Genomic DNA, 24,814 nt, shown 5'->3' on the forward strand with positions numbered 1-24,814 from the left:
TGGATATCTGGCGTTGTTCAGAGTGACTCAAATATCGCGCCCAGCCCGCTTCGGCGTTCCGTTCGGGTGGCGATCGCCTGCACCAGCACCCGCTCATCGGTATAGAGCGAAAGACGCTGACGCGCGCGCGTAATGGCGGTATAGATCAGCTCGCGGGTAACGACGGGTGAAAGCTGCGTGGGCAGGATCAGCGCCGCATGGTTAAACTCGGAGCCCTGGGATTTATGCACCGTCATCGCCCAGGCGGTTTCATGCTCGGGCAAACGGCTGGGCTGGAAGGACTTCACGCTCCCGTCCGGCATCTGGAACCAGACGCGCAGGCCCTGACCGCAGTCGAGCGCAATCCCGATATCCCCGTTAAACAATCCCAGCGCGCTGTCGTTGCGGGAGATCATCACCGGTCGCCCTTCATACCAGCGCGAGTGCGGGGTACGGTTAATTTTGCGTTTTTGCGCCAGCAGCTGTTCCAGCCTGTCGTTCAAACCCCGGACGCCAAAGGGGCCTTCCCTCAGCGCACAGAGCAGCTGGTATTCGCCAAACGCGGCAATGACCTGCTCCGGCGTACTTTGCTGTTGTACGCCCGTCAGAAAGTGCTGGTACCCCTGCAGGGCGTCGTCCAGCATCGCCTGATACTCTTCCCCGCTTTGCAGCGATTTTTTCTCAATATCCGTAAAGGTACCGTCAAATACCGCTGTGGTGGTGCGCCGGTCGCCCCGGTTCACCGCCGCCGCAAGCTGGCCGATGCCGGAGTCGCTGCCGAAACGGTAGCTTTTTTGCAGCAGACACAGGCTGTCGCGCAGCGCCCCTGCAAGCGAATGGTTTTCAGACGTGAGCGAACATCCGGTGAGACGGGCTAACTCCTGCGCGCGTTCCGCGGTATATCCCAGGCTGGCATAGGTGCAGATATCCCCCAATACGGCTCCCGCCTCTACGGAGGCAAGCTGGTCGCGATCGCCGAGGAAAATGACGCGCGCGTGCGGCGGCAGCGCATCGATCAAACGCGACATCATCGTCAGGTCAATCATCGACGCTTCATCCACGACCAGCACGTCAAGGTGCAGTGGGTTACCGGCATGATAGCGCAGACGCTGGCTACCCGGCTGTGCGCCAAGCAAACGGTGCAGCGTGCTCGCCTCATTGGGGAAAAGCGCAAGCTGATCCCCGGTTAGCGGCAGTTTTTGCAGCGCGCCGCCTAACGACTCCGTCAGACGTGCCGCCGCTTTACCGGTGGGGGCCGCCAGGCGAATACGGCACTTTTTCTCACCCGATAGCTGAATCAGCGCGGCAAGCAGTTTTGCCACAGTGGTCGTTTTCCCGGTGCCCGGGCCACCAGAAATCACCGAGATCCGTCGCGTTAAGGCCACGGCTGCCGCCACTTTTTGCCAGTCTGTCGCGTCGTCAGAGGTAAACAGCGTATCCAGCGTTTGCCGGAGCTGCGCTTCATCGCAGGGAAGCGGGGCGTTGGTCTCGCTGAAGAAGCGCGCTACCGTCAGTTCGTTACGCCACAGCCGGTTAAGATACAAACGCTCGCCGACAAGGATCATCGGCGTCCCGGTATCGGCTCCGCTTACGGCAGGCGAGCCGAGTAATATCTCCTGCCAGTCCACTTCGTCACCCAGCAGCGCGAAACACGCCTGTAAAGCCGGAGGCATTTTCTCATCCACCGCCAGACGCGACAGCGGCAGACATACGTGGCCTTCCCCCGCGTCTTTACTCAGAATGGCCGCGGCCAGCATGACGGCAGGCTCCTCGCCTGCCACCATCATGGCGAACTGCACATCCAGGTGACGCAGTAACCGTTGTTCAACAGCGTCCAGCAGTAGCGCCTGCATCGTCATGCCACCTCCTCCGTGCTTGCAGCAAACAGGTTATCCATTTTTTCAATCAGTTTCGCAGCCGGACGCGTGCTAAAGACGCCGGAACGCGGGTCGTTAGCATCCACTCCGCGCAGGAACAGGTAAATGACGCCACCAAAATGATCTTCGTAGCGGTAATCGGCCATGCGATGGCGCAGGTAACGGTGCAGCGCAAGGGTGTAAAGCTGGTACTGCAGATCGTAGCGATGCATTTGCATTGCCGAGGCCATCGCGTCCTGGGTGTAGGCTTCGCTGCTTTCACCCAGCCAGTTCGATTTGTAATCCAGCAGGTAGTAGCGCCCTTCGTGGCGGAAAACCAGGTCGATAAAGCCTTTGAGCATCCCCTGCACCTGGCGGAAGTTCAGCGGCGGGCATCCGGCGGATAACGGATCGTACTCACGGATCAGCGCATCAAGCGCCTCGGCCCTGAGCGGGCTGGCGATGGGGAGATAAAACTCCATCTCCACCTGCTTATCTTTGGCAGTCAACTGGTTCAGCGAGATCCCCTGCGTCGTGAGCGGCGCGTGCAGTACCGCGCGGATCCAGTCGGTGAGAACCGGCTGCCACTGCGCGTCGTAGCCGCCACTCTGTAACATTTTCAGCACCCACTCTTCGGAAACCGGCTGGGTAAAATCCAGCTCTTCAAACAGGCTGTGCAAAAACGTGCCCGGCGAGGCGCCGCGCGGGAACTGGTGCGGCGTGAGCACCGGCTCAGCGGGTACGCTACCGGCTCCTGCGGCGTCCACGTCCAGTTTTGGCATCAGATCCTGCGCAATACTCTGCCCGTGCTGCTGTAAACCGGAGTAGCTGGTGACGCGCCAGTCGTCGGCAATGGTACGCACAACCTGGCGGGCATGGAGCTCTGACTCACGCAGCTCCGGCATCTGCCAGCGGCTGTTGTCGGGCTGCGACGGAATATGCAGGGCAACATGCTCCGTGCAAAGCGATTCGATGCACTGGCGCAGGCCCACCGCATCTTTGGGTTCGCCGTGCTGAATAAGCCGCCCCAGCGCGCTCAGATGAAAATCACTCTCCCCGCTCTTTTCGCCACGGCGACGGAACAGCGGCGCAACGCCCAGGCTACAGTGCCAGACCGAACGGGTCAGCGCCACGTAAAGCAGGCGCAGGTCTTCCGCCAGACGCTCGGCTTCGGCCAGCTCAACGCTGGACTCCGCGTTGCTGAGATCGAGCACCGCCTCAAAAGACTCGCGATCGTGGTAAAAGGCCTGATCCTGCACGCGATAATTGGCGATAAACGGCAGCCAGACCAGCGGATATTCCAGGCCTTTCGACTTGTGAATGGTGACGATCTGCACCAGATGTTTATCACTCTCAAGGCGCATCTGCTGGCTGGACGAATTACTGTTCGGATCGGCAATCTGCTGCGCCAGCCAGCGTACCAGGGCGTGTTCGCTCTCCAGCTGCGTACCGGCTTCCTGCAGCAGTTCGCTGATATGTAAAATATCGGTCAAACGGCGCTCGCCGCCTGCTGTCGCCAGCATATTCTCCGCAATGTGGCGCTGCGCCATGAGCTCACGCACCATCGCCATGACTCCACGCTTCTGCCATTTTTCGCGGTAGTGAACAAACTCTTCTACTACGGCATCCCACGCGGCTTCGTCATTGTTGAGCGCATCAATATCCCGCGCGTTCAGCCCGAGCATCGCGCTCGCTAATGCGCTACGCAGCGTGCTTTCCCGCTCCGGGGCCAGCACGGCCTGCAGCAGCCATAGCATCTCCTGCGCTTCCAGCGTTTCAAAGACGCTGTCGCGGTTCGAGAGATAGACGGAGGGAATATTCAGTAACGTCAGGGCATCGCGGATGAGCGCGGCTTCCTGACGGCTGCGCACCAGCACCGTGATATCGGATGCCTTTACCGGGGTTGGTTTATCCCCCTTCCACAGCAGCGCTTTACCGTGCGCGCCCGCACTGAGCCAGTCGCGGATTTGTGCGGCACAGTGCTGGGCCATGGCATTTTGATAGTCGGCAACGCCGCAGCCTTCCCCGTCCAGCAGCCAGAAGTTCATGGCAGGCTGCGTCTCGCCGTTGAACTCAAAGCGCAACGAGGCATTTTTCTCGGCGAACTTTACCGGCTGAAACGGGATCTCCCGGAACATAAACGCCGTATCCATGCGCCCGAAGAGCGCGTTGACGCTTTCCACCATGCCGGGAGAGGAGCGCCAGTTAGTATCAAGCGTGTAGTGCGCGTCAACTTCGCTACGGGCTTTCATGTAGGTGAAAATATCCGCACCGCGGAAGGCGTAAATGGCCTGTTTCGGATCGCCGATTAACAACAGCGCAGTGCCGGGCTGCTGGCGCCAGATACGGCGGAAAATGCGGTATTGCTGAGGGTCGGTATCCTGAAATTCGTCAATCATCGCCACCGGGAAGCGGGTGCGGATCGCGGCGGCAAGCGCTTCGCCATTTTCACTGCACAGCGCCGCATCGAGGCGGCTCAGCATATCGTCAAACCCCAGCTCACCCCGGCGGCGTTTCTCACGCGCGACGGCGTCGCGAATTTCCGTCATGGCGCGGGTAATCATCAGATCGTTGAGCGTTAAGGGCTCAGCCAGCAGGGTCTCAATCGCCACAAACAGAGGATGCTCAGGCACAATGCCGTCGGCTTTGGTCCGCTCAGCCAGGAAACGTTGGGAGAATTTCTCCAGCGCATCCGGGAGCTGGTAGCCCCGCGTCTCCTCCTGCGCCCAGGCGCTGATCTTGTCGATCCATTTCCCCTGATTGCCACGGTTAAACTTGCGTCGGTCAATCCCGGAATTTTCGATGATTGCGTCAATCTCGCCAACGGACTCAATCCATTTTTGCTTGATGTCGGCAATTCTCGCGATGATTTTTTCATGCCGTGAGGCCAGGGTTTCATCCGCTGGCGGCGGGGATTTTATGACCGGCGCTTCACCCTGCAGATAACGATCGATAGCGCGCAGCAGCGCCTCCGGACCCTTCCACAGCGCATGAACCGCTTCGGCGATATCGCGCTGTAACGGGTAGCAGTGGCGACGCCAGAAATCCGCGCAGGCCTGATAGCGAAGCACGGATTCATCTTCAATGAGCTGCTGTTCAAACAGCATTCCGGATTCAAATGCATTCAGGCTCAGCATACGCTGGCAAAAACCGTGAATGGTGAAGACGGACGCTTCATCCATCTGCCGTTCAGCGAGGAGCAGCCACTGGGCTGCCTGTTGCTTATCGGCAATCTCTTCCAGAAGGCTCGCGTAGAGAGGGTTATCCGTGCTCTGACGCAGACAGGCGATGCGCAGCTCGTGGATATTGCTGCGAATACGGCCCCGCAGCTCAGCGGTGGCAGCCTCGGTGAAGGTGACTACCAGCAGCTCTTCCACGCTCAAAGGGCGTGGAAAAGCGGCGTTGCCGCCAAGCCCTAGCAGCAGACGCAGATAGAGGGCGGCAATGGTGAAGGTTTTTCCCGTTCCCGCTGAGGCTTCAATCAATCGTTCACCCTGCAGAGGTAAACGTAAGGGATCAAGGGACTCAGCGGTATCGGTCATTCTTTCTTACTCCAGGGCATAGATTGCTGCAGCGCGCTGACGCTCTTCCAGACTTTCCAGCCTTTCGGGTTCACGTACTCCGTTTTCCCGTTCTGGCTACCGGAAACCTGAGACAGGATGGTGATCCCCTGCGGCTTAATGACCGCCTGATGGAAGAAGTCGGCAACCTTCTGCGGCGTCAGCTGTTTTATCTCGGCCACTACTTTATCACGCGAATCAAATTTCAGATTACCGCGATCGAAATCTTTGCTCAGCTGCGAGGCTTCTTCACCCAGCGTCTGCGGCGGCTGCATCACCTGTGCGATGACGGCCTGCTGGATCTGCGCAAACTCTTCCGGCTTCATGGCGCGCAGTTTCGCTTCCACCTGCGGGAAGAAGGCCTGGTAACGCTTCCAGAGATACGCCGGCTGTTTATCGCTGCTTTGCAGCAGGAAACCCAGCCCCCACTGTCGGCCTACGTTCATGGAGAAGGCAAACACCGCGTAGCCAAGCTGCTCCTCAGTGCGTAACTGGTTATAGAACCACGGCTGAATAATTTGCCCCAGTACGGCACTCTGCGCCGAGCTGGCGAATTCATCATAGCCCGTTGGCACAAATACCGCGGCCAGCGCGGAATCCGTGCTGTTACCCGCCTTTTCAAAAATCACATTCTGTTTTTTCTCAACCAGCACGTCCTGGTTGCGGCACCACTCGTCGCCTTTCGAACCGAGCTGAGTGCGTACATTCTCTGCCAGGGTTTTGGCCTGATCCTCACTCATGTTGCCGACGATCAGGAACTCCGGACGCGTGTTGGTTTTCAGCGCGTCACGGTAAGCCAGCACGTCTTTTAAGGTGATCGAAGGCAACAGCGCACGGCGGTCCTCTCGCTGGAAATAAGGAACTTGCGACAGCATTTGCGCCGGCATAAGCGCCATATCGTAAGCTTTGCCCTTCTCCGCAGAATCCATCATCTGCGCATACCACGATTTGGCCTGTTCAAGCTGCTCTTCCGTCGGCGTATAGCTGAAATAGCCCTCCAGCAGTGCCTGGAACAGCTGAGGCAAACGCTGGGTATAGCCGTTTGCATTGAGCATCAAACCGTTGTTGGCGTTGGTGGAGAAGCTGATCCCGCCCACGGCCGCCTGGTTGCTGAGCTGATCGAGCGCAATCCCGGCGAGATAGTCATTGAGCGCGAACATCACCTGATTTTTGGCGCTGTTCATCGCTTTCGGGTTACGCAGCACCACGCTGACATCGGCCTTTGGCTCGCTTGCGAAGTAGCGACTGGGGGTGTACACCACGCGCAGCGTCGGTTCATCAACGATGAGCGCCGGGTGCGGGTAATCTTGAGTCGTTTTGGTCAGCGAGAAGTTATCCGGAATATAGGGGTTCAGCTCCGGCAGCTTCAACGCAATCTCCCCGGCCTTCTTCTGCCAGTCGGTGAAGGTCTGCGCGCTGATTTTGTCTACCTGATAAGGGGCATCGACAAAATATGCCGTCTTGTTATGCGGTTCATTCGGGCTGATGTACCAGATGCGGGCATTCTCCGGCGTCATCATCGCCAGGCGGGCTTTTACCGCCCCGGCATCATACTGGTCGGCAATATTGACCGCATCGAGGGTGTGCTCCACCGGCACGCGGATCATGGTATCCGCCAGCCACTCAACGTAATCCATATCGCGGGTAATGGACGGGTAACGGAAATCGAGATCCAGCACGTGCGCGAGCTCATCAAAGTAGCGCTTATCGACGCCTTTCTCACGCAGTAAAGAGAGGTAGCTGAAGATCGCCGCCACCACTTCGTCACGGTTTGCCAGGCCCTTGTCGGTCAGGGTGGCGGAGATCGCCAGCACGCCGCTATTGCCGTTCACAACCGGATCGGAGTCGGCGCGAATACCTTCCACCAGCCCCTGTTTTTGCAGCCAGTCAGAAAGCGTACCCGGGCTACGGTTACCTATCAGATAGGTCACCAGCTCATCGGTTTTACTGCGAAACTGTGCGGTGTTGTTATCGATGCGGAATTCCACGCGCAGCACTTTGCGCGGCAGCGCAGGCACGTAGTGGATCACGATGCCCTTTTGCGCATCCGTGACCACCGGTACGTCTATCTGCGGCAGGTCGATATTTTTATTCGGCACCCGGCCAAACGTTTTAGCCGCCATGCCTGCCAGTTCTGGCAACGGTTTATTGCTGTAGATGACCGCTTTCATCAGGTTGGCGGAGTAGTATTTATCGCGAAACGCGTGCAGGGCATCAAGCACCGGGCTGTTCGGTTTGTCGCTTAACGTCTCAAGGTTACCGCCGGAGAAGCGCGAACCCGGGTGCGCAGGGTTGATGGTTTCGGCGCTGACCTGGGCCATGCGCATACCGTCTCGCGTGCGGGCAAGGGTCAACTCAGCATTGACGGCATTGCGTTCACGGTCGGCATATTTTTTATCCAGCAGGGGGGCGGCGATGGAATCAGCAAGGCGATCGACCGCGCCTTCCAGCGCATCATTTTCGACTTCAAGATAAAAGGCCGTGCGGTACGGTGCCGTACTGGCATTGTGGCTGCCGCCATGCATTTTCAAAAATTCGGACAGGCTATCTGGCTGCGGGTATTTTTTTGACCCCATCAGCGTCATATGTTCCAGATAGTGTGCAAGCCCAGGATGCGCGTCAGGATCTTCCAGCGATCCAACCGGCACCACTAATGCCGAGAGGGACTTCACCGCCTGCGGATCGGAAACCAGCAGCACGGTCATGCCGTTATCAAGACGAATAGCCTGATATTGACGGGTATCTTTTTCGCTTTTACGAATAGTTTCCTGAACGGGTTGCCAACCGGAGTCTGCCTGAGTGACAGGTACCCAGAGGGCGAAAAACAAAACAAACGCTTTAAACAAGGTGCTACCTCTTTATCACGGCTACATCATTAATACATTGCGTGCTGGACACGCCAACATCTCTTTATTGGGTACATCAGTCCGTGATAAGAAGTGCATCATAATTGAACACCCCACACTGCGCAATTTTTATACAGCGCTCAGGACTGATTAAATTTAAACAACGGCAGCAGGTAGCGCTGCGCCTCTTCCGTGATGGCCTCAAAGTACTCTGGCTCAAGCGTTCGCCATAAGCGCTGATACCAGACATCTTCACCTTCGCCCCGTACCATCATGTTACCTTCGTAGGCCTGCATAAATTTACTGCGCGCTTTCTGCAGTGGCGCCTCATCCGTTAACATCGCATCATTCTGTGCGTCATAACAGGCTTTTATCCAGGCCCCGCCACTTTCCGGCAGTACCAGGAGCGGTTTGTTCATTCCCTGACGGTAGCCCTCAATGTACAAAGACAGATACCGTAACGCCTGCTCAGACTCCATCGGCGGGAAGCGCCATTCGCCCTCTTTGCGCACGAAAATCCGACTTTCACCTTTATGACCATCCGCACTGTAGACAAGATGTTCCAGCCAGAGTTGCAAACCCTGTGAAACGCTCAGCATAGAAGGCCGCCAGCGCAGCAGCCCGTCCGGCTGAACCTGGGTTAACCAGCCCGTAAGCTGTACGCCATTGCAGTTGAGATCGATTTCAATGCTTTTCCCTGGCTGTCGGCACGCTCTTACGCGCTCTGCCAGGGCGGTCATCTCCTGACACTGCGCCTCCCAGACAATTTCCCCGAACGCCCCATAGGGCAGCTGTCCTGCAGCACGGTAGCGGCGGTAAAGTTTGTCCGCATCTTCCTCTTCAACCAGCGCATTCAACAGCTGCAGGTTTAACTGGTAGCGCTCCAGCCCTTCCAGCGTAAAGGGCTCTGCATCAGGAATTTCACTCTCTTCAGAACGGAAGTTGACCTGCAATCGCTGCTGGAAGAAGGCGCGCACCGGATGCGCCCAAAACCGCTGAAGCTGTTCGAAGGTCAGGGTGTCGACAGGGCGCGGGTCAAGCTCCTGTATGAAATCGGTATGCGCACTCCCCTCCTTTTTCGCTGCCGGTAACCACTCCTGCGCATAGCTCTGGCGCTCGCTGGGCGTGTAGTTCACCGGGTCAAACGGCATGCGGCTGTGGAAACAGGTGATATGAGATTTCACCCTCTTCTCGCTTTCATCGCAGTTGCGCTCTTCATCCCCCGGCAGATAGTGACTCTGGCCTATATAGTCCACCAGCTCCTGCACCAGAACGGAGGGAAAACGCTCGCTGTTGTCCTGAATGGAACGGCCGATATAGCTGATATAGAGCTTACTCTGGGCGGAAATGAGCGCCTCAAGGAAGAGGTAGCGGTCATCATCGCGGCGGCTACGGTCGCCCCGCTTTGGATCTGCACTCATCAAATCGAACCCCAGCGGCGCCAGCGCGCGCGGATAAACGCCGTCGTTCATGCCAAGCAGACAGACCACTTTAAACGGAATAGAACGCATTGGCATCAGGGTGCAGATATTGATGGGGCCTGCCAGGAAACGCTGGCTGATTCGCTCCTGATCGAGCCGCTGCGTCAGCTCATCCCTCAACAGCGACAGCGGGATGGCCTCCTGATAATGGGAATTCACGCCTTCATCGATGATCGCCTGCCACTGCGTTTCAATCAGTGCCATTGCCGCTTCGGTGTCACTGTCTGGCAGGAAGAAATCATTAAGCAATGCCCTGCAAACCGGAAGCCACGCCTCAAGCGGACGCGGCTGCATCAGCTCGTGTCGCCAGCGGTTAAGCTGCATCAGGAGTGACGCTAAATGCCCCACCAGTTCAGCAATTAACCCGCTGGACTCATCGTAAGGCAGCACCTCATTCCACTCGCCCTGGCTGCTCTCCATGGCGTAGCCCAGCAGCATACGCGTCAGGCCAAAACGCCACGTGTGCTGCCCGGTTGGGGGAAGTTCGAACTCCTGAACGTTATCGTCATCGATCCCCCAGCGTACGCCAGATTCGTTCACCCACTGGCGAAGGTAGCGCAGCCCCTCTTCATTGATGTTGAAGCGTGCAGCCAGCACGGGAACATCCAGTAACGCCAGCACATCTTCGGAGATAAAGCGGCTATCCGGCAGTGAAAGCAGAGTGATAAAGGCCTGCAGGGCCGGATGCGACTGGCGGGCACGACGGTCAGAGATAGCGTAAGGCAGATATCGCTCGCCCGTCGCACTACCAAAGACAGCCTGAATGAAGGGACTGTAGCTGTCGATATCCGCCACCATCACCACGATATCGCGCGGGGTGAGTTCGGGATCGTCCTGCAGCATCGCCAGCAGTTGGTCGTGAAGCACTTCGACCTCACGCTGAGGGCTATGGCAAACATGGATAGTGATGCTGCGATCGTCAGCATCCAGTTTACGCTTGCTGTCGCTGCGTTCGAATTCATTCGCCGTCACGCCCATCACGGCACGGTTTTCCAGATCGAGGATATCCAGCTGAATATGATGCAGCAGGCTATCCGGGGTAATATCGACAAAGGCATCCACGTCACCTTCGCCTGATGAAGTGATGTCTGAAAGCATGTGAATGTAGTCTCGCCCCAGCTTCCCCCACGAGGCAAGCAGTGGATTGGGCAGGTTCTGGATACCGTCTTCATCAAAAAGCTGCACGGCAGTCGAGCCGTCTTTAAACAGCGGGACGGAACGTTCTTCAAAAAGGCGCTTTCGTTGGCGAGTCACCAGCCGGGCAAGCCAACGTTCGTCGAGGATATCCCCCCAATACTGTCGGCAAGGGTTGGTGAACAAAATATGAATATCAATATGTTTACCCAGCGCGTTCAACGCCTTCAGATAAACAGGCGGTAATGCGGATATCCCGCAGATAAAAACGCGTGACGGCAGTCGGGCCGGGCGCTCCGACGCATTCTCGAGTATGGAGATAAACCGATCGTACAGGTTGGCACGGTGCCACTTAGGCTGCCCAAGTTTCTCCGTATGCTCTACCAGCGCTTTCCACAGCGGTGCCTGCCATATTTGCGCCTCCGGTAGCCCTTCAACCAACTCGCCCGCTTCCCAACGAATTAACCAGTCAGAACGGTAAACAAGGTATTGGTCGTAGAGATCGGCGGTGCGCGACGCCAGCTGGAACAGCTTGCGCTTATCGGTATCGTCATTGAGGTAGTGGCGCAGCATGGCGAATTCATCGTGCTGCAGCATTTCCGGCAGCAGCGCCATGAGCTTCCAGCTCATGCCTTGTTTGTTGAAGGCGCTCTGCTCCGGGATGTCCGGCAACACGCGCACAAACATCTCCCAGATAAAGCTCGCGGGCAGCGGGAAATCAATATTTGCGGCTATACCAAATTTACGGGAAAGCGACATTTGCAGCCACTGTGCCATACCGGTGCTCTGCACCAGCACCATTTCAGGCTCAAAAGGATCGTCAAGCCGCTCGCGCTCGACGATAAATTCCATCAGCGCTTCCAGCACATCCAGACGATTTGAGTGGTAGACCCTTAACATAGACGCTCCCGACTACTGGCTAACCGGGCAATGCAGGCGCGTTATCTCACCGCGCCGCCCCAGAGGAGAAATAAGTGTGACCGTGATGCTGACACATCCTGCGTGCGTTGTCTGCCCCCGACTGGCCTGCCAGCCAGCCGGGAGAACATTTGTTGAGAGCTGAGACTGATTCCAGGCATGATGCCAGAGCTGTCGATACTGGTTAAGCAGGGTAAACCGAGCCGCCAACGCCCGATGATAGCCGGACAAAGCCGTCACGACGATCACCAGCAGCATCATCGCCAGCAGTACCTCAACCATGCTAAACCCTTTTTCTCTGTTCACGGCAGCTGGCATAACGCGCTCTCCTTAAGGGGACAAAAATCACTCCAGCCGTGAGGCGAAAAGCGAACGTTCCCGTCGACAATCTCTCCTGAGCGCCAGAGCAGCAGGTCGCTGTCTCCGGCAATCAGCAGCACACGCGCCCCACTCAGCGGGCGCAAACACGCTCGCCACGCAGGAGTCTTCTTGCACTGAACCTGTGGCTCTGACGACCAGCTCTGAACCCGTCCCCACTCAAGCGCGGACTGCACCGCCGCCTGATGCTGAAGCGAACGGCTCTCACCGCCGACGAGCGCGCTAAACGTTGTGAGCTGCTGATTGAGACCCGTGAGGATAAGGGTACCGAGCACCAGTAAAAGCAGAACCATCGCCAGCGAAGACATGCCGCGTTGACGATTCACAGGTTGTACCCCGTGACCGTATACAACGCCTGCAAGGGCTCCCCCTGCTCGCCTTTACGAATCGCCGCCAGTTCGATATTCACCTCGGGCGCAAAACCGGCATGTTCCACTGTCCTCACCACAAAATGCGCGATAGTAAGCCTGTCCGGGTCCGTGAGCTTTTCCCATCCTTTTCCTTCACACGACGTCGCCCCCCGCTGGGTTTCCAGCGCGCCAGACTCCAGACGAAAACCGGTGCTGTCATTTTCTGATGCGCTGTTATCCCAGCTGCCGTTACTGTTGGCATCCCACCGCACAATGACGCAACTTCCAAGCCTCGCGGTCACCAGCGCCTGTCCCTGACAGTTTCCCGCGCAGTATCCCGCACGCTGGAGCTGTTTGCCCAGGGCGAACAGATGGTGCCAGACTTCTTCCTCCAGTTGTCTCTGGCCGGATTGCGCTAAGACCGCCCGCTGCAAGCCGGGTAAAAAACGCGATGCGCTTATCAGCAGGAGGCTGCTAATCGCCGTGGCAATCAGAACTTCGGTCAGTGAGAAACCTCGCTGCTTCATCGACATGAACCTCCCGCAGAGACCTTACACATCCTGATGCGTCCTCCATTTGAGACAATAATCAGCCATTCTCCTGCGCGGCTTTGAACGCGTATCCGCCCAGCCCAAGCCGTATCCTTTAATCCATAGAACGCGAGCGACGGTGTTACCTCGCCGATCGCGACCTCAGGCCAGAGCGGAATCAGCACAAAGGGATTGCCCTTCTCACAGCCTTGCGCGGCAGAGCTCAGCAGACAATCCATGCCTCCCACCCGCAGACGGGTAATTTGATGGTCGCGGTTGTAGCGGTTGGCATGATTGCGCAGAAACAGCAGGTAATCTCGCACCTGACTGGCGGTTTGCCACAGCCGCTGCTGCCGCTGCCAGCTGTCCCAGCCGTACAGCCCTGAGGCGCTGAGGATAACGACAAGCGAAATCGCGACCAGCGTTTCGATAAGCGTAAAACCGTTCTCTTTTTTCATATCGGGAGTGTGGCGAAGCGCGGTGAACATGACGAGCGACGGATCCTCGTTTTACGAGGCGTTATCCGGAGAATCAGGAGTGTTGCAGCGCGTTGCACGCTTTCTGGATAGCGCTTCGGAAAACGGGATAAAGGCGAAAAAAAACCGGCGCTAAACAGCACCGGTTGTGTCACGCTTTATCGCATCAGATAGCGACGGGCGCTTTGATGCCCGGATGCGGGTCATAGCCCTCAATCTCGAAATCATCAAAGCGGTAGTCGAAGATTGATGCCGGTTTGCGCTTGATAATCAGCTTCGGCAGCGCACGCGGTTCGCGGGTCAGCTGGAGATGCGTCTGTTCCATATGGTTGCTGTAAAGATGGGTGTCCCCACCGGTCCAGACAAAATCACCCACTTCCAGGTCGCACTGCTGCGCCATCATGTGGACCAACAGCGCATAGCTGGCAATGTTAAACGGCAGGCCGAGGAACACGTCACAGGAGCGCTGATAGAGCTGGCAGGAGAGCTTGCCGTCAGCGACATAGAACTGGAAGAACGCGTGGCAAGGTGCCAGCGCCATTTTATCCAGTTCGCCGACGTTCCAGGCGGAAACGATGATTCGGCGCGAGTCCGGATCGTTTTTCAGCTGGTTCATCACGGTGGTGATCTGGTCAATATGGCGGCCATCAGGCGTTGGCCAGGCGCGCCACTGCTTGCCGTAAACCGGGCCCAGGTTGCCATTTTCATCTGCCCATTCGTCCCAGATTGAGACGTTATTTTCGTGCAGATACGCAACGTTGGTATCGCCTTGCAGGAACCAGAGCAGTTCATGAATGATCGAGCGCAGATGGCAGCGCTTTGTCGTCACCAGTGGGAAGCCTTCTTGCAGGTTGAAGCGCATCTGGTGGCCAAAAATGGAGAGCGTACCGGTGCCGGTGCGGTCGTTTTTCGGCGTGCCCTCGTCGAGCACTTTTTTCATCAATTCAAGATACTGTTTCATGGTTCCTCAGGAAATTTGTTGCTGTGGACGACGACGATACGCCCAAATCATCATAATGGCACCCGCGACAATCATCGGAATGGAGAGGATCTGCCCCATGCTGATGTACTGTACCCATTCGCCGGTAAACTGTGCGTCTGGCTGACGGAAGAACTCGACGATAATACGGAATGCGCCGTAGCCAATCAGGAACAGGCCGGAGACTGCGCCCATCGGACGCGGTTTGCGGATAAACAGGTTGAGGATGATAAACAGCACCACGCCTTCCAGCGCCAGCTCATAAAGCTGAGACATATGGCGCGGCAGAACGCCGTAGGTATCGAAAATGGACTGCCACTCCGGGTGTGATGGCAGCAGCGCGATATCTTCTGCGCGGGAGCCCGGGAAGAGCATCGTGTACGGCACGCTCGGGTCGACGCGGCCCCACAGCTCACCGTTGATAAAGTTACCCAGACGGCCAGCGCCCAGCCCAAACGGGATCAGCGGTGCGATAAAATCTGCAACCTGGAAGAAGTTGCGTTTGGTGCGTTTGGCAAAAATCACCATCACCAGGATCACCCCAATCAGGCCGCCGTGGAAGGACATGCCGCCGTCCCACACGCGGAACAGATAGAGCGGATCGTTCAGGAATACCGGGAAGTTATAGAACAGCACATACCCAATACGGCCACCGAGGAACACGCCGAGGAAGCCCGCATAGAGCAGGTTTTCAACTTCGTTTTTCGTCCAGCCGCTGCCCGGACGACTGGCGCGACGGCCAGCGAGCCACATGGCAAAAATGAAGCCCACCAGGTACATCAGACCGTACCAGTGAAGCGAAACAGGTCCTACTGAGAAAATGACCGGATCAAATTCCGGAAAATGCAGATAACCACTGTTCATCTGTCACCACAAGATGTTGTTATTCCGCTGAAAGTGGACAGCGGTAGAAATGCGATTCTGCCGTAAGCAGAGGCTCCAAAGTTGCGAATCATAGCACAAGGCGGGCGCGGAGGATGCGCCAGAGATGTAAAAGATGTGTATAGGGTTTTATGCGCGCTGGAGCCCTCACCCGGAGGGAGAGGCAGAAAGATGATTAGCGGCCGCCGCGGATCAGGCCGCCCATACCGCGCCGTTCCATAAACGCCGCGACCTGATGACGAACCTCAGCGGCCAGCTGCGCGTCAAGGCTGCGTTCAGCCAGCTCGCGGGCATCGTTGATGTCGATATGCCGCAGCAGGTACTTCACGCGGGCGACAGCGCGACCGTTCATCGACAGATGGCGGTATCCCAGACCAATCAGGATCGCAACGCACATTGAATCCCCGGCCATTTCACCGCACAGGCGTAAATCAATGCCGTACTGTTCCGCTTCACGGGCAATCATCGCTAACGCGCGAATGATCGCCGGATGCAGGCTGTCGTAAATACTGGCGACGCGGGTATTGTTACGGTCGACGGCCAGAATATATTGCGTCAGGTCGTTTGTGCCGACAGAGATAAAATCAACACGGTTTGCCAGCTGCGGCAGCATAAAGACCATAGACGGCACTTCAAGCATCACCCCGATCCGCGGTTTCGGGATCGCATAGCCGATCATCTCTTCCACTTCACGGCCTGCACGTTCGATCAGTCGCCGGGACTCGTCGATCTCATCAATGCTGGTGACCATCGGGAGTAAGATGCTGAGATTGCCCGTCGCCGCGTTGGCGCGCAGCATTGCACGCACCTGGATCAGAAAGATCTCCGGCTGATCGAGCGTAATGCGGATCCCACGCCAGCCCAGGCACGGGTTTTCTTCGCTGATCGGCATATAGGGCAGCTGTTTATCCGCGCCGACATCGAGGGTTCGCAGGGTGACAGGTTTGTCGTTAAACATCTGCAGCATCCCCTGATATTGCGCCACCTGCTCCTCTTCGGAGGGGAAACCGCTCTGCAGCATGAACGGGATTTCAGTACGGTACAGGCCAATACCGTCGATGCGGCTGCCAAGCTTTTCTTCATGCTCAGGGCTTAAACCGGCGTTGAGCATGACTTTGATCCGCTCACCGCTCTTAAGCTGTGCGGGCAGGTTAACGTCATCCTCCGCCAGCTTGCTTAATTCATTCTCTTCGCTGATAAGGCGCTGGTATTCCTGGAGCAGAACCGGCTCAGGATCGACCAGCAGCTCACCGCGATAGCCGTCCACTACCAGCGTACGGCGGTGCAGTACCGACGGCTGGATATCCGCTCCCATAACGGTTGGGATACCCAGCGCGCGCACCATAATGGCGGCATGCGAGTTGGCGGCGCCATCGCGCACCACCACACCGGCCAGCCTGTCCTGGGGCAGTTCAGCCAGCGTCGTTGCCGAGAGTTCATCGGCGACCAGCACAAACCGTTTTGGCCAGGCATTCGGCCCCTGAATGGTGTCATCAAGATGGAACAGCAGACGCTGTCCCAGGGCGCGGAGATCGCCAGCCCGTTCTTTCAGGTAACCGTCAGTCAATGCCGCAAATTGGTCGGCAAATTTTTCGATGACCTTCTTAACCGCCCACTCTGCGACCGAGCCTTTATCCACTTCCGCAAACAGCTCACGACGCAGACGCGCGTCGGAGAGCAGGTGCGAATAGAGGTCGAAGATGGCCGCCGTCTCTTTCTGTGCGCCTGCGGCAAAGCGCTTGCTGTAACGACGAAATTCATTCGCCGCCTCTTCCAGCGCGGCGGTAAGACGCTCTCGCTCAAGCGCTTCATCAAGCGTTGAGGCTTCGTAAACCTGCTCCATCAGCGGCAGCGTGGCGTCCATCCAGCCTTCCGCAATCGCTACGCCTGGTGATGCCGGAAGGGCACGAATGCGCGTATGGCGATACTGACCAAAGAGCGCGGCAAGCTGGGACTGGGAGAGGATCGCCGCCATCTGCGTGGCCAGCGTGACGAGGAAAGACTCTTCGCTTTCATCGTACTGACGTAGCTCGCGCTGCTGGACGACCAGCACGCCGAGCAGCTGGCGACGCTGGATAATCGGCACGCCAAGAAAAGCGCGGAAGCGCTCTTCTTTTACGGAAGGGATGTATTTAAAGCTGGGGTGTTTTTGCGCGTCAGCAAGGTTGATGGGTTCAGCCAGCCGCCCAACCAGGCCCACGATACCTTCATCAAATGCGAGCGTGACGGTGCGTCCACGTGGTTTTTTCAAGCCACGGGTCGCCATCAGGTAATAGCAGCGCCGATCGTGGTCGGCCAGATACACCGAACAGACCTCGGTCTCCATCGCAAGACAGATGTCAGTGACCAGAATATTCAGCGCCTCGTTCAGACGTGGAGCACTGGCCACCTTCTCGACTATTTCTCGCAAGCGGGTGAGCATGATTTGCGTAGCTTAACCTCTTTTACGTCGCCATGCAGGTGCGCTCTGCGGCTTAGGCGGGATCTCCTGAAGCTGCATTACCACACTTGCAAACTCTTTCATCACCCTACGGTAAACATCGCGTTTAAATGACACGACCTGACGAACAGGATACCAATAGCTCACCCAGCGCCAGCCATCGAACTCCGGCGTACTGCTGGTTTGCATATTGATGTCTGAATCGTTGCCCACCAACTGCAACAGAAACCACTTCTGTTTCTGGCCGATACAAACCGGCTTTGTGTCCCAACGCACCAAACGTTTCGGTAACTTGTAACGCAACCAGTTGCGGGTCGAAGCCAGGATGCGAACATCTTTTCGGCTTAAACCGACCTCTTCAAAAAGCTCCCGGTACATCGCTTGTTCTGGGGACTCTCCCGGATTGATCCCGCCTTGCGGGAACTGCCAGGAGTGCTGACCATATCGCCGGGCCCACATTACCTGGCCCTGACGATTACAAATTACTATTCCTACGTTCGGGCGGTAGCCATCGTCATCAATCACCGGACTACCCCAAACTAAACCTTATATATGAATGATTGTTTCACACTACAGGGAGGCGGTAAACCACTCTCTTACAGGGCTGCAACCTAATAACATTTGAATAACTCACAAATAAGTGCTGAGTTATAAACAGATGAGAGGTGGTGAAGGGAATTTTATTCACCTTTTCTGTGGATATAGTTGTGAAGAAGTGTCTGATTACCGATGAACAACCTCAAACGATGCAGTCTCCCCTTTTTCACCTTAATTAGATAATGCAATTATTTTCAAATAGTTAAATGTATTTCCATGAGCACAAAACAGAATATCGTGACGATCGTCACATCAGGGATCGTCATGCTGATGAAAGATCGAACAGCGTCGGTTTTATCCACAGATTGTGCCAATAAGTTAGTCACAATTTGTTTGAAAATTCGATTTTCATCGCACGTCAAGGCTGTAAATTGAAACAGTAGTCAGGGTTATGCCCAGTTATCCCATTTTTCTGTGGATAACATGGTGTAAGATCCTGTTCATTGTCAGTGACCAGATTTGAACAACCGGTTTTCTGAGTCTGGCAAAACGATTTCAAACCAATAAAAAAACCTATAAATCATACACATGGAATATTGGTACAGAAATAGTTAAACTCTATCCACAGGGGACAATTTCTTAGTTTATTTTTTAATCAAAAGGTTACCTTCATGCATCCGCTTACACCCTTGCTCTCACCGCCATCCAGCGAAGGTCAGTTGCTACAGCAGGCACGGCGTCTTGCAGGCTTTTCGCTTGGCGAGCTGGCGGCAATGGCAGGGCTTCAGATCCCGAAGGATCTGAAACGGGATAAAGGCTGGATCGGCATGCTGCTTGAGCTGTGGCTGGGTGCCAGCGCAGGAAGCAAACCCGAGCAGGATTTTGCAGCGCTTGGCGTGGAGTTAAAAACCATCCCTATAGACAGCCAGGGCAAGCCCCTTGAGACCACCTTCGTCTGCGTTGCGCCATTAACCGGCAACACCGGCGTAACGTGGGAAACCAGCCACGTTCGCCACAAGCTGAAGCGCGTGTTGTGGGTACCGGTCGAAGGTGAACGTCAGATCCCCCTGGCTGACCGTCGCGTTGGCGCGCCGCTGCTCTGGAGCCCGAACGACGATGAGGAGCAACAGCTGCGTCTGGACTGGGAGGAGCTGATGGACATGATTGTGCTTGGCCAGGTAGAGCGCATCACCGCCCGACACGGAGAAGTTTTACAATTGCGCCCGAAAGCGGCCAACAGCAAAGCGCTTACCGAGGCAATCGGCGCGAAAGGTGAGCCGATACTGACGTTACCGCGCGGTTTTTATCTCAAAAAGAATTTCACCGGCGCACTCCTTGCCCGTCATTTCCTGTTAAAAACATAGTTTTTTACTTATTTTGCGAGCTCTCAAACATAATCGACTGCTTTTTAAGATTTTACCGCTTCCTCCTGTTGCAATATCGGGTTAAAACTAAACTATGATTTGATACGCGCCAGATGAGGACGATAACGATGAAAAAATGGGCAGTGTTAGTTTCAGCAGTCGGTTTAGCGTTTGCCGTATCGGGCTGTAGCAGCGATTACGTTATGGCGACAAAAGATGGTCGAATGATCCTGACCGACGGCAAACCCGAAGTCGACGATGATACCGGTCTGGTCAGCTACCGCGACCAGGAAGGCAATAAAATGCAGATCAATCGCGACGAAGTATCGCAAATTATCGAGCGATAAACAGAAAGAGGTCAGTCGCTTGCTGGCCTTTTTGATTTTTTTCTTCCCCTTTTGCTTCCCCTCTGCCATGTTTATATTCCTTTGTCGGGCACGCCCTGACGCGGTCTATAAGTCTACTGAGGAAGCCGGCTATGCATTATCACCGTATCCCCCACAGCGCTCTGGAAATAAGCCAACTGGGGTTGGGCACGATGACATTTGGTGAACAAAACAGCGAAGCCGATGCCCATGCACAACTCGATTACGCCGTCAGCCAGGGGATTAACCTGATTGATGTCGCGGAGATGTACCCTGTTCCGCCACGTCCGGAAACGCAGGGACTTACCGAAACCTACGTAGGTAACTGGCTGGCAAAACACGGCAACCGTGAAAAGCTGGTGATTGCCTCAAAAGTCAGTGGTCCCACGCGCAACAACGATACCGGGATCCGCCCGAATCAGATCCTCGATCGCAAGAATATTCGCGCCGCACTGGACGCCAGCCTGAAGCGCCTGCAAACCGACTACCTCGACCTGTATCAGGTGCACTGGCCGCAGCGCCCAACCAACTGCTTTGGTAAGCTCGGCTACAGCTGGAATGAAAGCGCCCCCGCCGTAACGCTGCTGGAAACGCTGGAAGCGCTGACCGAGTGCCAGCGCGCGGGAAAAATCCGCTACATTGGCGTCTCTAACGAAACGGCCTTTGGCGTAATGCGCTATCTGCACCTGGCGGATAAACACGATCTGCCGCGTATCGTCACCATCCAGAACCCGTACAGCCTGCTTAACCGTAGCTATGAGGTGGGTCTGGCCGAAGTGACGCAATATGAAGAAGTGGAACTGCTCGCCTATTCCTGTCTCGGCTTTGGTACGCTGACGGGGAAATACCTGAACGGTGCGAAACCGGCCGGGGCGAGAAATACCCTCTTTAGCCGCTTTACCCGCTACAGCGGCGAGCAGACGCAGAAAGCCGTTGCAGCCTATGTGGATATCGCAAAGCGTCACGGTCTTGACCCTGCACAGATGGCGCTGGCCTTCGTGCGTCGTCAGCCGTTTGTTGCCAGCACCCTGCTGGGCGCAACCACGATGGAACAGCTGAAAACCAATATTGAGAGTTTCCATCTGAACCTGAGTGAAGAGGTGTTAGCGGAGATTGAAGCGGTGCATCAGGTTTATACGTATCCTGCGCCGTAATAAAAGCAAAACGGCAACGCAGGTTGCCGTTTTTAGGGTTTGCTCCCTCTCCCTGTGGGAGAGGGCCGGGGTGAGGGCATCAGGCCGCACTTATCAACGCCGACGCTGCCAGATCCACAAACCCGCAATCGCCAGCGCAAACAGCCCGCCAAACCCGACGCCAATCCCCACCACCGGCACACCCACTTTTACCGCCAGCGAGTAGAGCCCCAGCATTAACAGCATCGCCAGGTTTTCACCCAGGTTTTGTACCGCAATGGCGTTCCCCGCCCCGACGGTCTGCTTGCCACGTTCCTGCAGTAACGCGTTCAGCGGCACCACGAAGAAACCGCCCAGAATACCAATAAGGATGAGGAGGACATACGCAGGCAATAATGCATGTTGCAGCGAGAAAATAAGCACCACGACGCCAATCAGGATCCCTGCGGGCATGCAGCGTGCTACCGTCTCGAGCGTCACCAGCTTCGCCGCAGCGCCGGCTCCCACCACAATACCGATGGCCACCATCGCATTCAGATAGGTCGGCGTCGCGTTGTCGGTAATCCCCAGCGCCACCGGCACCCACAGCACCAGCAGGAAGCGCAGCGTGACGCCCGCGCCCCAGAACATGCTGGTCCCCATCAGTGAGAAACGCGTTTCACCGTTACGCCACAGCACGCGACAGGCGGTAAAGAAACTGCCGGTCATTGGTTTAAAGCGCCAGGATTGCCCCGGGCGAGCCACCGGCAGTTTGGGAATAAACAGGTTCGCCACAACCGCCCCGCCATACACCACCGCGCAGATGCCCAGTGCCGCCAGGACATGCCAGTCGGCCAGTACGCCGCCCGCGACGGATCCGAGCAGGATTGCGGCAATGGTTGACGACTCCATCAGGCCGTTGGCTTTCACCAGCTTATCGCCCGTGGTCAGCTCTCCGAGAATGCCATACTTCGCCGGAGAGTAGGCGGCAGCGCCGATGCCCACCAGCGTGTAGCCAATAAACGGGTTGAAGCCAAAGCAAATGCTGGCGGCACCCAGCAGCTTGAGGCCGTTGGCAAACATCATCACCCGGCCTTTCGGGAAACTGTCCGCCACCTGCCCGACGAACGGAGCAAAGATAATGTAAGCGCCCACAAACACCATCTGCAGGATCGGCTGGCTCCAGTCGGGGTAAAACTCGGCCTTCAGCAGCGCCAGCGTGGCAAACAGCAGCGCGTTATCACCGAACGCAGAGAGAAACTGCGCGGCGATGACGGCCATCATGCCTTTCGACCTGAGTGATGTGTTAGTGTGTACTGACTCACGCATTTTGCTGTTCCGCCTCTTCAACCATGCCTTTCAGGGTCACGAAATCGGGCTTCCCGCTACCCAGCACCGGGAGCTGCTTCAGGTAGCGAATATCGCGCGGCACTGCCAGTTCAGGAATACCGTGTTCACGCGCATAGCTCAGTAACCTGTCGCGCTTAAGCTCAGCGTCGGTCGTAAACAGCACCAGCGCCTCGCCTTTGCTGGCATCGCTCTTCACCACCGTCGCATGCATCTTATCCGCGGACACGGCCGTCGCCAGTTGCTCAACCATTTCCAGTGAGACCATTTCACCGGCGATTTTGGCGAAGCGCTTCGCGCGTCCCTGAATCTGTACAAAGCCTTGTTCATCAAAACGGACAATATCACCGGTGTCGTACCAGCCGGTTTCAACCTCGCCGTTGACGTTTTCAGCCGTCGGCACCTCAAGCACGCCTGGGTTTTCCACGCGCAGATAACCGTTCATCACGTTTGGCCCTTTCAGCTGCAGACGGCCACCGTCTTCAATGCCCGGCACGGCCAGCAGACGCGCGTCCATCCCCGGCAGTATTCGGCCCACCGTACCCGGTTTCGCCGCCATCGGTACGTTAATCGAGACCACGGGAGCACACTCGGTAACGCCATAGCCTTCGAGAATGCGCAGGCCAAACTTGTCCTGCCAGATCTGACGCGTGCTCTCCTGCAGTTTTTCCGCACCGGCCACCACATACCGCACGCGATAAAAATCGTACGGATTAGCAAAACGCGCGTAGTTGCCGAGGAACGTTGAAGTGCCGAACAGGACGGTGCAGTTACGGTCATACACCAGCTCCGGCACAATGCGATAATGCAGCGGGCTTGGGTAGAGGAACACTTCTGCGCCGGTCAGCAGCGGCGTAAACAGCCCCACCGTCAGGCCAAAGGAGTGGAACAGCGGCAGCGCCGACATAAAACGGTCATCCGCGGTAAAGTCGGCAATGCTTTTGATCTGCTCAACGTTCGCCAGAATGCTCTTGTGGCTGTGGACGACGCCTTTCGGGTTGCCCTCCGAACCCGACGTGAAGAGGATAATCGCGTCATCCTCCGGCTGCTGTTTGACCTGCGCCAGACGCGGCATCAGCAGGTGAGCAAAAATCCACAGCTTGTCGCCGGTGGTTACGTCCGCTTTCAGATCCTCCAGGAAGACCCAGCGCACCTGAGTGAGCTGCTCGGGAAGATGCCAGAGCTTGCCTTTGTCCAGGAACTGACGGGAAGTAAAGACGGTATTAATCTGGGCAGCGGTGATGGCGCTGGTCAGCCCTTTCACGCCCGCCGTGTAGTTCATCATTGCCGGGATGCGCCCCCGGGAAACCGCACCAAAAATCACCGCCGCGCTGATGCCCGCGTTAGGCAGCATCAGGCCAATCTTTTCGCCCTTTTTGCTGTACTTCTCCAGAATGCGGCCCACAAACAGCGTCTTAGTCAGCAGCTTGCGATAGGTATCCGGGGTAAAGTTGATGTCCTCGATGCAGTTTTTCTTCGCGCCATAGCGGTGCTGCGCGGAAAGCAGAGATTCGTACAGCGTTTCGCGCGGGCGCACGGCCATGCGCGCTTCCATCATAATCTGATGCAGCATTTCCCCGGCGATTTTACGGCGATCGCGGGCACGCGGCGCGTCCGGCATCGGTAATGACGTGGGAGGCAGAATATGCAGCGTGATTTTTGGGAACAGACGCTGCTTCACCAGCCCCTTCAGGCGGCTGAAATGGGTCAGTTCTGCGCCTTCAATGCGCAGCGGCACCACGGTCGCTTTTGACTTCGCCGCAACAAACCCCGCGCCGTCGTAAATTTTCATCAGCGAACCGGTCACTGAAATACGCCCTTCCGGGAAAATAACCACCGGACGCCCCTGCTCAACCAGACGCACCAGATGCTTAATCATCATCGGCTTTGTCGGGTCAAGCGGTACAAAATCAATCAGCGGCGTGAGCCAGCGCATGTACCACTGCTGGCTGATAGAGGTATAGACCGCAAACACCGGGCGCACGGGTAAAAATAGCGCCAGCAGAATGCCGTCTATAAAGGAAACATGATTTGGTGTGATAAGAACGCGTTCACCGCGAAGCGCCTGGGCATCGCCAGTGACGCGGATGCGAAAAAGAATACGGAACAGTGTACGGAAGAACCCAAATAGCATCTCAACTCCCTTTGCCAGCCAGTGTGGAGGGTTGATAGTAAATGGTGGCAGATTACACGAGAAGTGATACGGGAGCGACAGCAAAAGTGGAGGCGAAAAAAAACCTGCGCATCCGCGCAGGTTGGTGCAAGAGATGAGTACGAAAC

The 24,814-nt window shown here is 56.5% G+C and carries 17 protein-coding genes; 3 read left to right on the plus strand and 14 right to left on the minus strand.

Annotation, left to right across the window (positions count from 1 at the left end; genetic code table 11):
- Positions 1 to 17: 17 nt before the first annotated feature.
- From recD to rppH, 12 genes are all read right to left on the minus strand, one after another.
- Entirely contained in the window at positions 18 to 1,838 is a 1,821-nt protein-coding gene (gene recD / locus ACERY3_RS23935; RefSeq protein ID WP_058841060.1) for an exodeoxyribonuclease V subunit alpha, read from the minus strand.
- Positions 1,835 to 5,377, minus strand: coding sequence for an exodeoxyribonuclease V subunit beta (recB, locus tag ACERY3_RS23940; protein ID WP_058841059.1), 3,543 nt, complete (start codon positions 5,375 to 5,377; stop codon positions 1,835 to 1,837). Before recB ends, recD begins: the two co-directional genes overlap by 4 nt.
- Entirely contained in the window at positions 5,374 to 8,241 is a 2,868-nt protein-coding gene (ptrA, locus tag ACERY3_RS23945; RefSeq protein ID WP_058841058.1) for a pitrilysin, read from the minus strand. Before ptrA ends, recB begins: the two co-directional genes overlap by 4 nt.
- A gap of 140 nt (positions 8,242 to 8,381) precedes the next feature.
- Positions 8,382 to 11,756, minus strand: a complete 3,375-nt coding sequence (gene recC / locus ACERY3_RS23950) for an exodeoxyribonuclease V subunit gamma (RefSeq protein ID WP_058841057.1) — start codon at positions 11,754 to 11,756, stop codon at positions 8,382 to 8,384.
- Positions 11,757 to 11,768: 12 nt separating this feature from the next.
- Positions 11,769 to 12,092, minus strand: coding sequence for a prepilin-type N-terminal cleavage/methylation domain-containing protein (locus tag ACERY3_RS23955; protein WP_058841056.1), 324 nt, complete (start codon positions 12,090 to 12,092; stop codon positions 11,769 to 11,771).
- Positions 12,077 to 12,478: a DUF2509 family protein gene (locus ACERY3_RS23960; RefSeq protein ID WP_058841055.1), complete on the minus strand. Its 402-nt coding sequence runs from the start codon at positions 12,476 to 12,478 to the stop codon at positions 12,077 to 12,079. The genes ACERY3_RS23955 and ACERY3_RS23960 overlap by 16 nt, the downstream gene beginning before the upstream one ends.
- Positions 12,475 to 13,035, minus strand: a complete 561-nt coding sequence (locus tag ACERY3_RS23965; protein WP_058841054.1) for a prepilin peptidase-dependent protein — start codon at positions 13,033 to 13,035, stop codon at positions 12,475 to 12,477. The genes ACERY3_RS23960 and ACERY3_RS23965 overlap by 4 nt, the downstream gene beginning before the upstream one ends.
- Positions 13,026 to 13,490 carry a prepilin peptidase-dependent protein gene (locus ACERY3_RS23970; RefSeq protein WP_058841152.1) on the minus strand — a complete coding sequence of 155 codons (465 nt, stop codon included), beginning with the start codon at positions 13,488 to 13,490 and terminating at the stop codon, positions 13,026 to 13,028. The genes ACERY3_RS23965 and ACERY3_RS23970 overlap by 10 nt, the downstream gene beginning before the upstream one ends.
- Positions 13,491 to 13,674: 184 nt before the next feature.
- On the minus strand, positions 13,675 to 14,469 hold the full coding sequence (thyA, locus tag ACERY3_RS23975; RefSeq protein ID WP_014885081.1) for a thymidylate synthase: 795 nt from the start codon (positions 14,467 to 14,469) through the stop codon (positions 13,675 to 13,677).
- Positions 14,470 to 14,475: 6 nt separating this feature from the next.
- Positions 14,476 to 15,351 (minus strand): prolipoprotein diacylglyceryl transferase, encoded by an 876-nt coding sequence (lgt, locus tag ACERY3_RS23980; RefSeq protein WP_048979864.1) that lies wholly within the window; start codon positions 15,349 to 15,351, stop codon positions 14,476 to 14,478.
- A gap of 193 nt (positions 15,352 to 15,544) precedes the next feature.
- Positions 15,545 to 17,791, minus strand: coding sequence for a phosphoenolpyruvate--protein phosphotransferase (ptsP, locus tag ACERY3_RS23985; protein WP_023309047.1), 2,247 nt, complete (start codon positions 17,789 to 17,791; stop codon positions 15,545 to 15,547).
- Positions 17,792 to 17,803: 12 nt separating this feature from the next.
- Positions 17,804 to 18,334, minus strand: coding sequence for an RNA pyrophosphohydrolase (gene rppH, locus ACERY3_RS23990; protein WP_013098553.1), 531 nt, complete (start codon positions 18,332 to 18,334; stop codon positions 17,804 to 17,806).
- Positions 18,335 to 19,017: 683 nt separating this feature from the next.
- Between rppH and mutH the strand changes: the two genes are divergently transcribed.
- The 3 genes from mutH to ACERY3_RS24005 all read left to right on the plus strand — a co-directional run bounded on the left by mutH (position 19,018) and on the right by ACERY3_RS24005 (position 21,229).
- The gene (gene mutH, locus ACERY3_RS23995) at positions 19,018 to 19,710 is read left to right on the plus strand and encodes a DNA mismatch repair endonuclease MutH (RefSeq protein ID WP_033146444.1); all 693 of its coding nucleotides are present in this window, start codon (positions 19,018 to 19,020) and stop codon (positions 19,708 to 19,710) included.
- A gap of 128 nt (positions 19,711 to 19,838) precedes the next feature.
- Entirely contained in the window at positions 19,839 to 20,057 is a 219-nt protein-coding gene (locus tag ACERY3_RS24000) for a YgdI/YgdR family lipoprotein (RefSeq protein WP_008499668.1), read from the plus strand.
- 131 nt (positions 20,058 to 20,188) lie between these two features.
- Positions 20,189 to 21,229, plus strand: coding sequence for an NADP(H)-dependent aldo-keto reductase (locus ACERY3_RS24005; RefSeq protein ID WP_058841053.1), 1,041 nt, complete (start codon positions 20,189 to 20,191; stop codon positions 21,227 to 21,229).
- Between the two features lie 93 nt (positions 21,230 to 21,322).
- Here ACERY3_RS24005 and lplT read toward each other — a convergent pair whose 3' ends face one another.
- Positions 21,323 to 22,516 (minus strand): lysophospholipid transporter LplT, encoded by a 1,194-nt coding sequence (gene lplT / locus ACERY3_RS24010; protein ID WP_047060028.1) that lies wholly within the window; start codon positions 22,514 to 22,516, stop codon positions 21,323 to 21,325.
- Positions 22,509 to 24,668, minus strand: a complete 2,160-nt coding sequence (aas, locus tag ACERY3_RS24015; protein ID WP_058841052.1) for a bifunctional acyl-ACP--phospholipid O-acyltransferase/long-chain-fatty-acid--ACP ligase — start codon at positions 24,666 to 24,668, stop codon at positions 22,509 to 22,511. The genes lplT and aas overlap by 8 nt, the downstream gene beginning before the upstream one ends.
- Positions 24,669 to 24,814 lie beyond the last annotated feature (146 nt).

It is taken from the genome of Enterobacter cloacae complex sp. ESBL7, assembly GCF_041679625.1.
In the GTDB taxonomy this organism is placed as follows: Bacteria; Pseudomonadota; Gammaproteobacteria; order Enterobacterales; family Enterobacteriaceae; genus Enterobacter; species Enterobacter asburiae_B.